This is a genomic window from Streptomyces sp. NPDC059443 (assembly GCF_042750105.1).
In the GTDB taxonomy this organism is placed as follows: domain Bacteria; phylum Actinomycetota; class Actinomycetes; order Streptomycetales; family Streptomycetaceae; genus Streptomyces.
In genome coordinates, this window is sequence record NZ_JBHYVM010000015.1 from 102,937 (window position 1) to 117,040 (window position 14,104).

The following is a 14,104-nucleotide window of genomic DNA, read 5'->3' on the forward strand; positions in this document are numbered from 1 at the left end:
TAGCACCGGATCGGACCGCCACCGTAGGAGGTCAGCTATGCGCGCGACCGAGGGCGACCAGTTGGTTCAGCACGGCAGGATCGTGGGCCAGCATGACAAGGTCGGAGAGATCACCCAGGTCCTGGGAGAGAACGGCACCCCTCCCTACCGGGTCCGCTTCACGGACGGGCACGAGGCCGTCATGTCCCCCGGCCCCGACTGCGTCGTGAAGCACCCCGCCGACCACGACCGCTGAACCAGTACGGTCGGAACGCTCAGTACGGCGCCACCGCCGTCGGGTAGTGGTCGGCAACCACCCTGGCCATCGCCCCGTTGGGGTCCGCGTCCACCTGCTTCGCCGAGAAGTAGGCGTGGCCGCGGACCTCCGGGTATCCGCGGGCGAAGCGCACGTGCCGCGACAGCTCCCGCGGATCGCGCCAGGCCGCGGTGGAGCTGTCGGCGTCGCAGCGGTAGAGCGCCTCCCCCACGTAGAGCTGGACGCGGGTGCCGGCCACGGTCCGCGCCCACCAGGGCACGATGGCCGCGTAGTCGGCGGTCGGGTGGCCGATCTGCCAGTAGGCCTGCGGCGCGATGTAGTCGATCCAGCCCTCGCGCACCCATTTGCGGGTGTCCGCGTACAGGTCGTCGTACGTGGCCACGCCCGCCCGCGTCGGCGACCCGAGCGGATCGCGGTCGGAGTTGCGCCAGACGGCGAAGGGGCTGATGCCGAAGCGCGTCCCGGGTCGCAGCGCCCGTAGCCGCCCGGACATCTCGTGGACCAGGGTGTCGGTGTTGTGGCGGCGCCAGTCGGCGCGGGTGGCGAAGGAGCGGCCGTACTTCTCGTACGCGGCGTCGTCGTCGAAGTCGCGGCCCTCGACGGGGTACGGGTAGAAGTAGTCGTCCCAGTGGACCCCGTCGAGGGGGTAGCGGGCGACCGCGTCGAGCATGGCGTCCTGTACAAAGCGGCGCACCTCGGGCAGCCCGGGGTTGTAGTACAGCTTGCCGCCGTAGGGGACGGTCCAGCCGCGGTTGCGGCGGGCCGGGTGCCCGGGGACGAGCAGGCTGGGGTCGGTGTGGTTGGCCACCCGGTACGGGTTGAACCAGGCGTGCAGCTGGAGCCCCCGGGCGTGCGCTTCGGTGACGGCGGTGCCGAGCGGGTCCCAGCCGGGATCCACTCCCTGCTCACCGGTCAGCCACTGGGACCACGGCTCGTGCGTCGAGGGCCACATCGCGTCGGCGGTCGGGCGGACCTGGAGGATCACCACGTTGAGGCGGCGGGCAACGGCCCGGTCCAGCAGGTGGAGCAGCTCGGCGCGCTGCTCGGTCGCGGAGAGTCCGCTCTCGGAGGGCCAGTCCACGTTCGACACGGAGGCGGCCCACACCCCGCGGAACTCGGTCGTGGCCGCCTCGGTCTCCCCGGCCTCCTTGACCGCCTCGGCCGCCGCCGCTTTCCCCAGCCCCCGCTCCGCCGCGGCCTCCTCGGATCCCCGCAGCGCTTTCGCCGGGGCGGCCGTCGCCGCCGCCGCCAGCACCCCCGCCGCTCCGGCAAGCATCTCCCGCCTCCCGATGTGCGCCATGTGACGACTCCGTTCCGCTCCGTGACAATGCCTCGTGTCCGCCCAGCATGCCCGCCCCGGCCCGACACGCCGGGCAAGGACGGGGGTAACGTCGGGGGGCGTGGCGGGCGCCGGAACGCAGTTACCACTGCACGAGTACGGGGGACCCGCGATGGAGAGCAGCGAAAGGCACGATGTGACGGACCTCCCAGACGACATCTCACGCGTCGGCGTGGTGGGCTGTGGCCAGATGGGCGCGGGCATCGCCGAGGTGTTCGCCCGCAGCGGTCTCCAGGTGATGGTCGCCGAGACCACCGGCGAGGCCCTGGAGCTCGGACGGACCCGCCTGCACACCTCGCTGACGAGGGCCGCCGAACGCGGCAAGATCAGCGAGGAGGAGCGGGACGCGACCCTGGCCCGCCTGTCGTTCACCACCGACCTCGGCGAGTTCGCCGACCGCGACCTCGTCATCGAGGCGGTCGTCGAGAACGAGCAGGTCAAGACGGAGATCTTCCAGGTCCTCGACCAGGTGATCACCCGCCCGGACGCGATCCTCGCCTCCAACACCTCCTCGATCCCGCTGGTCAAGCTGGCCGTCGCGACCTCGCGGCCCGACCAGGTCATCGGCATCCACTTCTTCAACCCGGCCCCGGTGCAGCAGCTTGTCGAGCTGATCCCGGCGCTGACCACCAGCGACGAGACGATCAAGCGGGCCGAGGCCCTGGTCGGGGGCGTGCTGAACAAGCACGCGATCCGCGCCCAGGACCGTTCCGGCTTCGTCGTCAACGCGCTCCTCATCCCGTACCTGCTGTCCGCGATCCGGATGTTCGAGTCCGGCATCGCGAGCCGCGAGGACATCGACAACGGCATGGAGCTGGGCTGCGCCCACCCGATGGGCCCGCTGAAGCTCGCGGACCTCATCGGTCTGGACACGGTGGCCTCGGTGGCCGACTCGATGTACGCGGAGTTCAAGGAGCCCCTGTACGCGGCTCCCCCGCTGCTCCAGCGGATGGTCGACGCCGGCCGCCTCGGCCGCAAGACCGGCTCGGGCTTCTACCCGTACGGCTGATACCCGTAAGGCCGGCCGCCGTACGGGCGGCGGCTACCCGAGCCGCAGGTGGTGCAACAGCAGCAGCCCGGCCGCCATGTTGGCGGCCGGGACCTCGCCGCGCGCGATCATGTCCGGCACCAGCTTGAGCGGGACCCATTCGCGGCGCGAGGACTCGAAGTCGTCCTCGGGGTGGCCGATGTACGTGGCTCCGTCCGCCCAGTAGAGGTGGTGGCGGGCGTCGGTCAGCCCGTTGGACGGCTCCACGGTCATCAGGTGGCGGAGCGGGCCGGGCCGCCAGCCCGACTCCTCCTCCATCTCCCGGGCGGCCGCGGCGGCGATGTCCTCCCCGTCCTCGACCACCCCGGCGGGCAGTTCCCAGCCCCAGCTGCCGGTGATGAAGCGGTGGCGCCACAGCAGCAGCACCTCGTTGGCCTCGTTGACCGCCGTGGCGACGGCGACCGGGCGCAGCCGGATCACGAAGTGGTCCAGGTGCCGGCCGTCGGGGAGTTCCACATCGGCGAGGTTCACGTCGAACCAGCGGTTCGCATACACGGTTTGCTCACTCAGGTTCATCCACTGCACGGTTCTGCCACCTTCCGATCGAGTAGGTGGCAACATGGCAGCAGTTCACCCGGTCACAGGGGAACGCGCAGCGCTCCGTCGATGAGCTCCGCGGTCTCCTCCGCGCCCGCACAACCGCTGGTCAGCAGCTGTTCGCGGACCGCGCGCAGCCGGTCGCGCAGCCGCAGCGACTCCATCCCCTTGGCCCTCTCGGCCATCTCCGCCGCCGAGGCCACCGCCTGGTCGGCCTCGCCCTGGCGCAACTGGATCTCGCACAGCATCGCGAGGCGGTGCACGCGGCCCCGGTCGTGCGCGGGGGTTCCCACCGCCGCCGCGGCCTGCTCGTGGGCCGCCCGAAGGTCCCCCATCCCCAGCAGCGCCTCGGCCACCTGTACGTTGACCAGCCCGGGCTGCACGTACCCCGTCTCGTCGGGCTCCGTGCCGGGCCGGATCCGCTCCGCGGCCGCCTCGGCGTTGCGGATGCAGGCCAACGCGGCGGCCGTGTCCCCGAGTTGGGCGTACGCCTTGGCCTGCATGGCGTACAGATCGGCGGCCAGCGCCGGGGTGGTGTGCCCGCCCGCCGCGCGCAGGGCGGCCTCGGCGAAGGCCACGGCCTGGCGGAACTCCCGCAGGTGCAGGGACTGGTTGACGATCAGCGCGATCACGTACGCCCCCAGCCCCCGGTCCCCGCTCGCCTTGGCGAGGCGCAGGGCCTGGTGGAAGTACCGCTGGGCCAGCCCGTGCGCGTCCGAGTCGTACGCGCAGATCCCCGCCACCGCCACCAGGGAACCGCTCGCCCGGTGCAGGCTGCGGCCGAGGCCGTCGGAGTAACTGCCGCGCAGCATCGGGGCGGTCTCGGTGCCGAGGAAGCGGACGATCCGGTCACGGGTGGCCACGCCGCCGGCCCGGCGGTACATCAGCTCGTAGTGCGCGCGGGCGGCCCGCAGGATCTCGATGTGCTCGGGTCCGACCCGGGTGGGCCCCTCGCGGGACACGTCGGCGTCCTCCGGCGGGTTCTCCCACTCCCACACCGGGATCACGGCGGGCGTACCGGTGACGGCTCCGGCGTCGGTACACTGACGGCCGTTGCCGTCGGAACGCCACAGGGCGGCCGCACGGTCGACGAACCCGCTAAGGGGGGACCCGTGCGGATCGGCGCCCTGGCCGGGCACGCCGAACCCCACGTCGTCGAGGGAGAGCGAGCGCCGCAGCCGGCCCCCGATCACCTCGCAGATCAGGTCGGGGACCTGGCCGCGGGGCCTCTGCCCCTTCAACCACCGGGTCACGGCGGTGTGTTCGTAGCGCAGGGCCAGTCCGCGGGTACGGCCCGCCTGGTTCACGTGCGCGGCGAGTCCTGCGTGGGACATTCCCGCCTCGGCGAGGAGGGCGTCGAGCAGGGCATTGGGCTGCATGGGCCGCTCCAAGGGCTCGTCGTCCCCAGGCTAGTGGGTGCGTGCTTCACACGGGGTGCGAACGGAGTACGCGCATAAATGCGATACGCACCCTGCCGCGCGGGCCCGTCCGGGCGCTTCACTTAAGGGCCTCGCCAAGAGGTAGCCCGGGTCGTCGGCTCCCCCTCGTACAGTGCGACGACCCGCAAACCGCGCCGCCCGTCCTGTTGTCTGCCCGACACTCCACGGCAGGCGGGCGGCGCGCTTCGGCTCCGCCGGGGCCCGGTTGGTCGCCGGACCCCGCCGAGCCGGACCGAACGCGCGCCGGGCCCACCCACCGGGCCCGGCCCGCGTGGTCCCTTCACAGGGCGCGGACGCCCACGACCCAGCCGCGCGGACGTCCGCGCCCCCTCCGAATCCAGCCCCGCAGGGCAGCCCAGCCACCTGTGGAACGGGTGAGGGGGTGCACCCCGTGATCGGGATGCACCCCCTCGGCGCTACTGAGGAGCGGCTACGCTCCGCGCAGCACGGCTCCCGTCCGCTCACCGGCCAGGGCAACCGCCGCGTCACGGGCCGCCGTGGACTCCTCGGCGGTCAGCGTGCGGTCGGCCGCCCGGAAGCGCAGCGCATAGGCCAGGGACTTCTTGCCCTCGCCCACCTGCTCGCCCTCGAAGACGTCGAACAGCCGCAGCGACTCCAGCAGTTCACCGGCGCCCTTGCGCAGCGCCGCCTCGACCGTGGCGGCCGGAACCGACGCGTCGACGATCAGCGCCACGTCCTGGGTCGCCACCGGGAAGGAGGAGATCCGGGGCGCCTGGAGGGCCTCGCCGCCGGCCGCCGCGAGGCGGTCCAGGTCGAGCTCCATCGCACTGGTGCGGGCCGGCAGGCCCATCGCCTTGACCACGCGCGGGTGGAGTTCACCGGCGTGGCCGATGACCGTCTCCACCCCGTCGAGGGTGACGATCAGCTCGGCGCAGCGGCCCGGGTGCCAGGGGCCGTACTGGCCCTGGCGGACCACCAGCTCCGCACCGGCCTCGACGGCCAGCGAGCGCGCCGCCTGGACCGCGTCGGCCCAGTCGGCCGGGTGGCCCTTGCCCCACCAGCCGGCCTGCTCGCGGGCCCCGGCCAGCACGACCGCGGCGTAGCGCGGCTGCGCGGGCAGGGCCGCGTTCAGGGTGGCGATCTCCTCGTCCGTGGGACGCCGGTCGACGGGCAGCCGTACGGCGACGCCCGGCTGAGCGGCGGCCCGGAAGACCGAGCCGGTCTCGAAGAGGGCGAGGTCGTGGCTGCCCCGGCTGTCGTTGCGGCGCAGCGCGCCGAGCAGACCCGGCAGCAGCGTGGTGCGCAGCGCCGGCTCCTCGTCGGAGATCGGGTTGACCAGCTTGACGACCTGGCGGGAAGCGTCGTGCGCGGACAGCTGGAGCTGGTCGAAGACGCCCTCCCCGATGAAGGGATAGCTGAGCGCCTCCACGTAGCCCGCGCCGGCCAGCGCGCGGCCCACCCGGCGGTGCAGCTGCTGCCGGGCGGTCAGACCGCGGCCGGAGGGCACCTGCGGGAGGGTGGACGGGAGGTTCCCGTAGCCCTCCAGCCGGATGACCTCTTCGGCGAGGTCGTTGGGCTCGGCGAGGTCGGGCCGCCACGAGGGGACGGTGACGACGAGCTCGTCCTGGCCGTAGACGTCGCAGCCGACCTCCTGGAGGCGGCGTACGACGGTCTCGCGGCCGTACTCCATGCCGGCGACCCGGTCGGGGTGGTCCGCGCTCATCGCGATGGTGCGCGGGGCGCCCGGGGCGGTGAGCTCGGTGACCCCGGCCTCGGCGGTACCGCCGGCGAGCAGGACGAGCATGTCCACGGTGCGCTGCGCGGCCGCGGCGGCGGCCTGCGGGTCCACACCGCGCTCGAAGCGCTTGGAGGCCTCGGAGGACAGCTTGAGGCGGCGGGCGGTGCGCGAGATCGACACGGAGTCGAAGTGCGCGGCCTCCACGACCACCTCGGTGGTGCCGGTGACCACGCCGGTCGCCGGGTCGGTGACGGAGTCGGCGATCTCGGTGTTGGCGCCGCCCATGACACCGGCGAGCCCGATCGGGCCGCTGTTGTCGGTGATCACCAGGTCCTCGGCGTCGAGCGTGCGCTTGACCCCGTCGAGGGTGGTGAACTTCTCGCCCTGCTCGGCACGGCGGACGCCGATGGCGCCGTCGATGCGCGAGCGGTCGTAGGCGTGCAGCGGCTGGCCGAGCTCCAGCATCACGTAGTTGGTGATGTCGACGGCGAGCGAGATCGGGCGCATGCCCGCCTTCTGGAGGCGGCGCGTGAGCCAGATCGGGGAGCGCGCCTCGGGGTCGAGACCGGTCACGGTGCGCGCGGTGAAGCGGTCGCAGCCCTGCGGGTCGTCGATCTTCACGGCGTAGCCGTACGAGTTCGGCGCGGGCACGTCGAGCAGCGCCGGGTCGCGCAGCGGCAGGCCGTACGCGGTGGCGGCCTCGCGGGCCACACCGCGCATGGACATGCAGTAGCCGCGGTCCGGGGTGATGTCGATGTCGAGGACCTCGTCGACCAGCTCCAGGAGCTTGATCGCGTCGGTGCCGACCTCGTGCTCGTGCGGCAGCACGATGATGCCGTGCGTGCCGTCGTCGCCCATGCCCAGCTCGTCGCCGGAGCAGATCATGCCGTGCGAGGTGCGGCCGTAGGTCTCGCGCGAGGCGATCGCGAAGTCGCCGGGCAGCACCGCGCCGGGCAGGACCACGACGACCTTGTCGCCGACGGAGAAGTTCCGGGCGCCGCAGACGATCTCCTGCGGCAGGCCGGTGCCGTTGGCCTGGCCGACGTCCACCGTGCAGAAGCGGATCGGCTTGCGGAAGCCTTCGAGCTCCTCGATGGTCAGCACCTGGCCGACGACGAGCGGGCCCTTGAGCCCGCCGCCGAGCTGCTCGACGGTCTCGACCTCGAGGCCGGCGTCGACGAGCTTCGTCGCGACGTCGCGACCGGTTTCACCCGCGGGGAGGTCGACGTACTCCCGCAGCCAAGAAAGCGGGACCCGCATCAGATCTCCATCCCGAACGGCCGGGTGAAACGGATGTCACCCTCGACCATGTCTCGCATGTCTTCGACGTTGTGGCGGAACATCAGCATCCGCTCGATGCCGAACCCGAAGGCGAACCCGCTGTACTTCTCCGGGTCCACACCGCAGGCGATGAGCACCTTGGGGTTGACCATGCCGCAGCCGCCGAGCTCGATCCAGCCCTCGCTGGAGCAGGTGCGGCACGGACGGTCGGGGTTGCCCACCGACTCGCCCCGGCACACGTAGCACTGCATGTCCATTTCGGCGGACGGCTCGGTGAAGGGGAAGAAGTGCGGGCGCAGGCGCGTGGTGGTGCCCTCGCCGAACAGCTCCTGGACCATGTGGTCCATGGTGCCCTTGAGGTCCGCCATGGTCAGGCCCTCGTCCACGGCGAGCAGCTCGACCTGGTGGAAGACCGGGGTGTGCGTCGCGTCGAGCTCGTCGGTGCGGTACACCCGCCCCGGGCAGACGATGTAGACGGGGGGCTTGCGCTCCAGCAGCGAGCGCGCCTGCACCGGGGAGGTGTGGGTGCGCAGCACGACGCCGGACTCGTCGCCTTCGGTCCCCTCGGGGCCCTTGACGAAGAAGGTGTCCTGCATCTGGCGTGCCGGGTGGTCGGGCGTGAAGTTGAGGGCGTCGAAGTTGAACCACTCCGCCTCGACCTCGGGGCCCTCCGCGACCTCGTACCCCATGGCCACGAAGATGTCCGCGATGCGGTCCATCAGCGTGGTCAGGGGGTGCCGGGCGCCGGCCGGAACCCGGTCGTAGGGCAGCGTGACGTCCACTGCCTCCTCGACCAGCACCCGCTCGTCCCGCTCGGCTTCGAGCGCGACCGTGCGGGCCCCGAAGGCCTTGTTCACGGCACCGCGGGCCTGGCCCACGATCTTGCCCGCCGCGGCCTTGGCCTGTGGCGGGAGCGCGCCGATCTCACGGTTGGCGAGCGCCAGGGGCGAGCGGTCGCCCATGTGCGCCGTCTTCGCCTCGCGGAGCTCGTCGAGGTCACCGGCGGAGGCGAAGGCGGCGAGCGCCTCGTCCCGCATGCGCTCGATCTCTTCCGGTTTCAGTGCCTCGACCTCAACAGGGTCGTACGACTTGTTCGGTGCCGACATCTCTTCCCGTACTTCCGATGGCTGGCTGGTGGGTCCCCCGCGCGACACGCACGACGCGCTCGGCACAAGGACACAAAGGTGCCAAAGGTCGAGTCTAAAGGCCGCTGGGGGTGAAGGGGCCCGTCGGGCTTCCCGGTGAGACGCTCCGCAGGTCTACTGCGTGAGGTACGCCGGGGCGGCGACGGGCAGGATAAATCGGAACTCGGCCCCGCCGCCGGGGCCGCGGCCGACCCTGATGGTGCCGCCGTGGGCTTCCACGATCCCCTTGACGATGTACAGGCCCAGGCCGGTGCCGCCGCGCTTGCTGCCCCGCCAGAAGCGGGTGAAGACGCGGCCCATCGACTCCTCGGGGATCCCGGGGCCCTCATCGGTCACGGTGACGGCGGTTCCCTTCTCGGTCTTCCCCGCGGCGTTCGCGAAGCTGGTCGGCGCTACGTCGATGGTGACCGTTCCCTCGCCGTGTCGCACCGCATTTTCGAGCAGGTTACCGAGGATCTGGTCAATTTTGTCCGGGTCCGCCCACAGATCGGGTAGCGGGCGGCTCACACTCATGAGGAATCGCTCCGGGACCTGACCGTTCGCGATGAGCGCCTGGACGTGCCGGCCGACCGCGGTGGCCATGTCGACGGGCTGGCGGCGGACCTCCAGCCGGCCCGAGTCGATGCGGGAGATGTCGAGGAGCTCGGCGATGAGCCGGGTGACGCGGTTGGCGTCGGCGTCGACGGTCTCCAGCATCAGCCGCTTCTGGTCGTCGGTGAACCGCTCCCACTTGGCGAGCAGGGTCGCCGTGAACCCCTTGACCGAGGTCAGCGGGGAGCGCAGCTCGTGCGCGACGGTGGCGATCAGCTCGGCGTGGCTGCGCTCGGTGCGCCGCCGGGCCTCGGTGCCGCGCAGGGTGACCACGAGGCGGCTCAGCGGGCCCCTGGGGTGCGTGCGCACGTACCGGGCGGAGACCAGCACCTCGCGGCCGCCGGGGAGCAGCAGGTTGCGCTCGGGCTGTCCGCGCCGGGTCAGCAGCCCCCCGTAGGGGTCGGTCAGCGCCCACCAGCGGCGGCCTTCGAGGTCCTCCAGCGGGAGCGCCTGCTCGATGCCCGCCCCGATGGCCTCGTCCGCCGGGAGGGCGGTGATGCGCGCGGCGGCGGAGTTGAAGCAGACCACCCGGCCGGTGGCATCGGCGATGACGAGCCCGTCGGGCAGATCGTCGGGGTCGATCCCGAGCACGGCGAACTCCCCGGGCACCTCGCCTACGCCTACGGGGCGTGCGTGCGCGGGCTGGGCGGGTACCCGGGCCGTCTCGGCCCGCTGGGGCACGGCCGCCAGGACCGGTGTGCCGGCCGCCTTGGCGGACCCCGGCGAGCTGTTCGTACCGACGGTCATGTCCCCGTACCCCACATCTCCGAGTACCGCAGTGGGCCCCCGGGCCGCCACATTACTAGCTGGGGGTCACAGAGCGGCACCCTCCGGGCGCCCGCTGTGCACGAGCGGAGGCGTAGAGGCACACGGCGGCGGCCGTCGCGAGGTTCAGGCTCTCGGCCTTGCCGTGGATCGGGACCCGTACCACCGCGTCGGCGAGCGCCCGGGTCTCCTCGGGCAGGCCCCAGGCCTCGTTGCCGAAGATCCAGGCCGAGGGCCCGCCCATGGTGCCCGCGTCCAGCTCGGCGTCGAGGTCCTCGTCACCGGCCCCGTCGGCGGCGAGGATCCGCACACCGGCCGCGCGCAGCCCCTCCACGGCCTGCTCGACGGGCACGCCGACGGCCACCGGGAGGTGGAAGAGGGAGCCCACGGAGGCCCGTACGGACTTGGGGTTGTACAGGTCCACGGAGGCGTCGGTCAGCACCACCGCGTCGGCTCCGGCGGCGTCCGCGCAGCGCAGCACCGTACCGGCGTTGCCGGGGTCGCGGACGTGCGCGAGGACGGCGACCAGCTTCGGCCCGGCCTTGAGGATCTCCTCGAAGGGCGAGTCGAGGAAGTGGCAGACGCCCACGAGGCCCTGCGGGGTCACGGTCTGCGAGACCTCGGCGAGCACCTCGTCGGAGGCGTAGTGGACGCGGGCCCCGGCGGCGAGCGCGGCGTCGACGATGTCGGAGTAGCGCTCGGCGGCCTCGACGGTGGCGAACAGCTCGATCAGGGTCGAGGCGCCCCCGGCGCCCCGGTGCTCGACGGCCTCGCGCACGGCCTGCGGGCCCTCGGCGATGAACCGGCGTTCCTTGGTGCGGAAGTTGCGGCGCGCCAGTCGCCTGGCGGCGGCCACCCGGGTGGACCGGGGGGAGATCAGCTCGGCGGGGGTGCCCATGGCGGTCGGCTCGCTTCCGTGCGTACTGCGGGTGGAACTCGTCGGACAACGCACCGGACCCGCAGGCGCGAGGCCTGCGGGTCCGGGCAAGTTACTGCGTTACTGCGGCCTTGAAGGCGTGCTGCTTAGGCAGCGACCTTCGGGGCGTTGACGTCGGCCGGAAGGGCCTTCTGCGCAACCTCGACCAGCGCGGCGAACGCGTTGGCGTCGTTGACGGCCAGCTCGGCGAGGATCTTGCGGTCCACCTCGATGTTGGCGGCCTTCAGACCCTGGATGAGGCGGTTGTACGTCATGCCGTTCTGGCGGGCAGCAGCGTTGATGCGCTGGATCCACAGCTGACGGAAGTCGCCCTTGCGCTTCTTGCGGTCGTTGAAGTTGTAGACCAGCGAGTGGGTGACCTGCTCCTTGGCCTTGCGGTACAGGCGCGAACGCTGACCGCGGTAGCCCTTGGCCGCCTCGAGGATTGCCCGGCGCTTCTTGTGGGCGTTGATTGCCCGCTTGACGCGTGCCACTTTTAACTCCTTGTAGCGGGGCCGTGGTGTTCTTCACACGGCCCGAATTCGATGGGGTCCCGGTCGTGACGTCCCGCTCCCGCGAACGGGGAGCGGAGAGGCGTCACTTGCCGAGAAGCTTCTTGATCTTCGCGGCGTCGCCGGGGGCCATCTCCGCGGTGCCGGTGAGGCGACGGGTGACACGGGACGACTTGTGCTCGAGCAGGTGGCGCTTGCCGGCGCGCTCGCGGAGCACCTTGCCGGAGCCGGTGATCTTGAAGCGCTTCTTGGTCCCGCTGTGCGTCTTGTTCTTCGGCATAGCGCCGTTATCTCCTCGTCGGTAACGTCCCCACCGGTCCTGCTCGGGACCGGCTCGGGAGCGTCATGTTGTGTCGGTGATCCGAGACGGGCTGCCTCGGAATCAGGCCTCGGCAGGAGCCTCGTGAGAGGCAGCTGCCTCGTCGGGGGCGTCGGTCGCCTCGTCGGAGGCGTCCTCGGCGTCCACGTCCTCGGCTTCGAGGGCCGCGTTCTCGGCTTCGAGCGCGGCGTCGGCTGCAGCAGCCTCGTCGCCACTCTCGTCGCTGACCGCGACACCCTGGCGCTCGGCCTTGCGGGCGGCCTGCGCCTCGCGGGCTTCGGCCATCGCCTCGGTCTTCTTCTTGTGCGGACCGAGAACCATGATCATGTTTCGGCCGTCCTGCTTCGGGTTCGACTCGATGAACCCGAGGTCCTCGACGTCCGAAGCGAGGCGCTGCAGCAGTCGGTAGCCGAGTTCCGGCCTGGACTGCTCGCGACCACGGAACATGATCGTGATCTTGACCTTGTCGCCCTGCTTGAGGAACCGAACGACGTGACCCTTCTTGGTGTCATAGTCGTGCGGGTCGATCTTCGGCCGGAGCTTCATTTCCTTGATGACCGTGTGCGCCTGGTTCTTGCGCGCCTCACGGGCCTTCATGGCCGACTCGTACTTGAACTTGCCGTAGTCCATGAGCTTGCAGACCGGCGGGCGTGCGGACGCCGCGACCTCGACCAGGTCGAGGTCGTACTCCTGCGCAAGTTCGAGCGCCTTGGCAAGCGGCACGATGCCGACCTGCTCGCCGCTCGGGCCGACGAGTCGTACCTCGGGAACGCGAATCCGGTCGTTGATGCGGGGCTCGGTGCTGATGGATCCTCCTCGGTAGCACCACACGGCTGCCTGGAGGACAGCCGCTGACGTTTTTCCGTCAGACCGACCGCGGCGGGAATGAAAAAAGCCCCGCCGGGCACAGGCGGGGGCTCCAATACAACCGGAGCACCGTCGCGTGCGAACCGCGGGGCGCAGACTCGGGCAGCTTTCCATCGTCCGTACGGAACGATGGATGCCACCTGACCGGTGACCCGCCTCCCGTGAGGGTGGTCGGGTGGGAGAATCGGAGCCTCCACTTGTGGGCCGTGCACATAAGTGTCCGGCCGGTCGAAGTACATACTAGCACCCGCGTTGCAAGCCTGCCGCACGGCATATCGTGTGGCACATGACTGACGCGACGCCCTCCGGTTCCACTCACGAATCCCCCGACTACGACGACATGACCCGCGACATCGCGGACGTGCCGGCGGTCGAGGTCATCACCACGGTGGCCGTCCACCTGCTCAGTGCGGCGGCGGTCAACCTGGGCCTGGACAAGCCGGACTCCGAACACAAGGACCTCGACGAGGCCCGCAAGCTGATCAACGCCCTGGCCGGCCTGGTCACCGCGAGCGCCACCGAGATCAGCTCCTTCCACGCCGCCCCGCTGCGCGACGGCCTGAAGTCCCTCCAGCTCGCCTTCCGCGAGGCCTCGCTGGTGCCGGACGAGCCGGGCCAGGGGCCGGGCGAGAAGTTCACGGGGCCCGTGTACTCGTAACCATCCCGTAGAACGGCGGAACCGGCGCCCCCTCCGGGAGCAGCGCCAGGTCCAGCCCTCCTACGAGGCGTGCGCGCAGGGTCCGGTCACCGGCGAGGGCCTCCGCGACCCGCCGGGCCGCGGCCGGAGCCCCGGGCCCCGCGGCCAGCACGATGGCCAGGGTGCCGTCGGCGTCCTCGCCGCCGGGGCCCAGGTGGGCGCCGAGCACGGCCGGCTCCGCGGCCACGACGGCCCGTACCGCCTCGCGCACGGCGGGGTCGGCCAGCGGCCCGGCGTCGGTGCGGCCCTCGGCCAGCGCGAGCAGCGCCGGGCCGGTGAGCTGGTAGGTGACCGGCCCGGACAGGTCGAGGACGACGGTGTCGGCCTTCTCGTGGGCCGCGGCGGCCAGGGCCTGGTGCAGCGGGACGGCCACGGGGCGGGCGGCCGGGTCCCACCGGGCCAGCGAGGCGATGGAGGTGAAGGCGGGCAGCGCCCGCCGGTCCCCCGCGCGCAGGGTGGGGACGGCCATGTCGCTGGTCTTCTCGCGCCCCAGCCCGGTCTCGGGGTCGGTCTCCACCTCGCCGAGGACGGCGACGACGGGCACCAGCAGGCGGGCGCCCTTCAGGGCGGCCAGCACCTCGGGCTCCGTGCTCCTGTCCTCGGCCCAGGCGGCCAGGGCCGCGCTCAGCCGGGGGTCGGCGGAGCCGTCGTCGTCGGAGAAGCCTGGGTCCGGAATGTTTTTGTTCGCCACAG

The 14,104-nt window shown here is 71.8% G+C and carries 14 protein-coding genes; 3 read left to right on the forward strand and 11 right to left on the reverse strand.

Annotated features, from left to right (window positions below):
* Positions 1-37 precede the first annotated feature (37 nt).
* Complete coding sequence (locus ACFXDJ_RS17055) at positions 38-235, forward strand: DUF1918 domain-containing protein (RefSeq protein ID WP_384650345.1); 198 nt, start codon at positions 38-40, stop codon at positions 233-235.
* A 19-nt stretch (positions 236-254) separates the two neighbouring features.
* Here the strand turns inward: ACFXDJ_RS17055 and ACFXDJ_RS17060 are convergent, their stop codons facing one another.
* On the reverse strand, positions 255-1,556 hold the full coding sequence (locus tag ACFXDJ_RS17060; protein WP_384650347.1) for a glycoside hydrolase family 10 protein: 1,302 nt from the start codon (positions 1,554-1,556) through the stop codon (positions 255-257).
* A 151-nt stretch (positions 1,557-1,707) separates the two neighbouring features.
* On the opposite strand from ACFXDJ_RS17060, the gene ACFXDJ_RS17065 reads away from it, so the two are divergent.
* Positions 1,708-2,604, forward strand: coding sequence for a 3-hydroxybutyryl-CoA dehydrogenase (locus ACFXDJ_RS17065; protein ID WP_384650349.1), 897 nt, complete (start codon positions 1,708-1,710; stop codon positions 2,602-2,604).
* Between the two features lie 33 nt (positions 2,605-2,637).
* Here ACFXDJ_RS17065 and ACFXDJ_RS17070 read toward each other — a convergent pair whose 3' ends face one another.
* The 9 genes from ACFXDJ_RS17070 to infC all read right to left on the reverse strand — a co-directional run bounded on the left by ACFXDJ_RS17070 (position 2,638) and on the right by infC (position 12,678).
* On the reverse strand, positions 2,638-3,159 hold the full coding sequence (locus ACFXDJ_RS17070) for an NUDIX hydrolase (RefSeq protein ID WP_384650351.1): 522 nt from the start codon (positions 3,157-3,159) through the stop codon (positions 2,638-2,640).
* Positions 3,160-3,221: 62 nt separating this feature from the next.
* A complete protein-coding gene (locus ACFXDJ_RS17075) occupies positions 3,222-4,559 on the reverse strand; it encodes a transcriptional regulator (RefSeq protein ID WP_384650353.1) in 1,338 nt (445 codons plus the stop codon).
* Positions 4,560-5,049: 490 nt separating this feature from the next.
* Complete coding sequence (gene pheT, locus ACFXDJ_RS17080; protein WP_384650355.1) at positions 5,050-7,578, reverse strand: phenylalanine--tRNA ligase subunit beta; 2,529 nt, start codon at positions 7,576-7,578, stop codon at positions 5,050-5,052.
* The gene (gene pheS, locus ACFXDJ_RS17085) at positions 7,578-8,705 is read right to left on the reverse strand and encodes a phenylalanine--tRNA ligase subunit alpha (RefSeq protein ID WP_384650357.1); all 1,128 of its coding nucleotides are present in this window, start codon (positions 8,703-8,705) and stop codon (positions 7,578-7,580) included. Before pheS ends, pheT begins: the two co-directional genes overlap by 1 nt.
* Positions 8,706-8,858: 153 nt before the next feature.
* A complete protein-coding gene (locus tag ACFXDJ_RS17090) occupies positions 8,859-10,082 on the reverse strand; it encodes an ATP-binding protein (RefSeq protein WP_384650359.1) in 1,224 nt (407 codons plus the stop codon).
* 55 nt (positions 10,083-10,137) lie between these two features.
* Positions 10,138-10,998 carry a TrmH family RNA methyltransferase gene (locus ACFXDJ_RS17095; RefSeq protein ID WP_384650361.1) on the reverse strand — a complete coding sequence of 287 codons (861 nt, stop codon included), beginning with the start codon at positions 10,996-10,998 and terminating at the stop codon, positions 10,138-10,140.
* A gap of 125 nt (positions 10,999-11,123) precedes the next feature.
* Positions 11,124-11,510: a 50S ribosomal protein L20 gene (rplT, locus tag ACFXDJ_RS17100; protein ID WP_330295526.1), complete on the reverse strand. Its 387-nt coding sequence runs from the start codon at positions 11,508-11,510 to the stop codon at positions 11,124-11,126.
* Positions 11,511-11,613: 103 nt separating this feature from the next.
* Positions 11,614-11,808, reverse strand: coding sequence for a 50S ribosomal protein L35 (rpmI, locus tag ACFXDJ_RS17105; protein ID WP_030157249.1), 195 nt, complete (start codon positions 11,806-11,808; stop codon positions 11,614-11,616).
* 102 nt (positions 11,809-11,910) lie between these two features.
* Positions 11,911-12,678: a translation initiation factor IF-3 gene (infC, locus tag ACFXDJ_RS17110; RefSeq protein ID WP_330295527.1), complete on the reverse strand. Its 768-nt coding sequence runs from the start codon at positions 12,676-12,678 to the stop codon at positions 11,911-11,913.
* A gap of 322 nt (positions 12,679-13,000) precedes the next feature.
* On the opposite strand from infC, the gene ACFXDJ_RS17115 reads away from it, so the two are divergent.
* The gene (locus ACFXDJ_RS17115; protein WP_371615064.1) at positions 13,001-13,372 is read left to right on the forward strand and encodes a DUF1844 domain-containing protein; all 372 of its coding nucleotides are present in this window, start codon (positions 13,001-13,003) and stop codon (positions 13,370-13,372) included.
* On the opposite strand, the gene ACFXDJ_RS17120 is transcribed toward ACFXDJ_RS17115, so the two are convergent.
* Positions 13,350-14,102, reverse strand: a complete 753-nt coding sequence (locus tag ACFXDJ_RS17120; protein WP_384849371.1) for an SseB family protein — start codon at positions 14,100-14,102, stop codon at positions 13,350-13,352. The two genes, ACFXDJ_RS17115 and ACFXDJ_RS17120, sit on opposite strands and share 23 nt — an antisense overlap.
* Between the last annotated feature and the right edge of the window lie 2 nt (positions 14,103-14,104).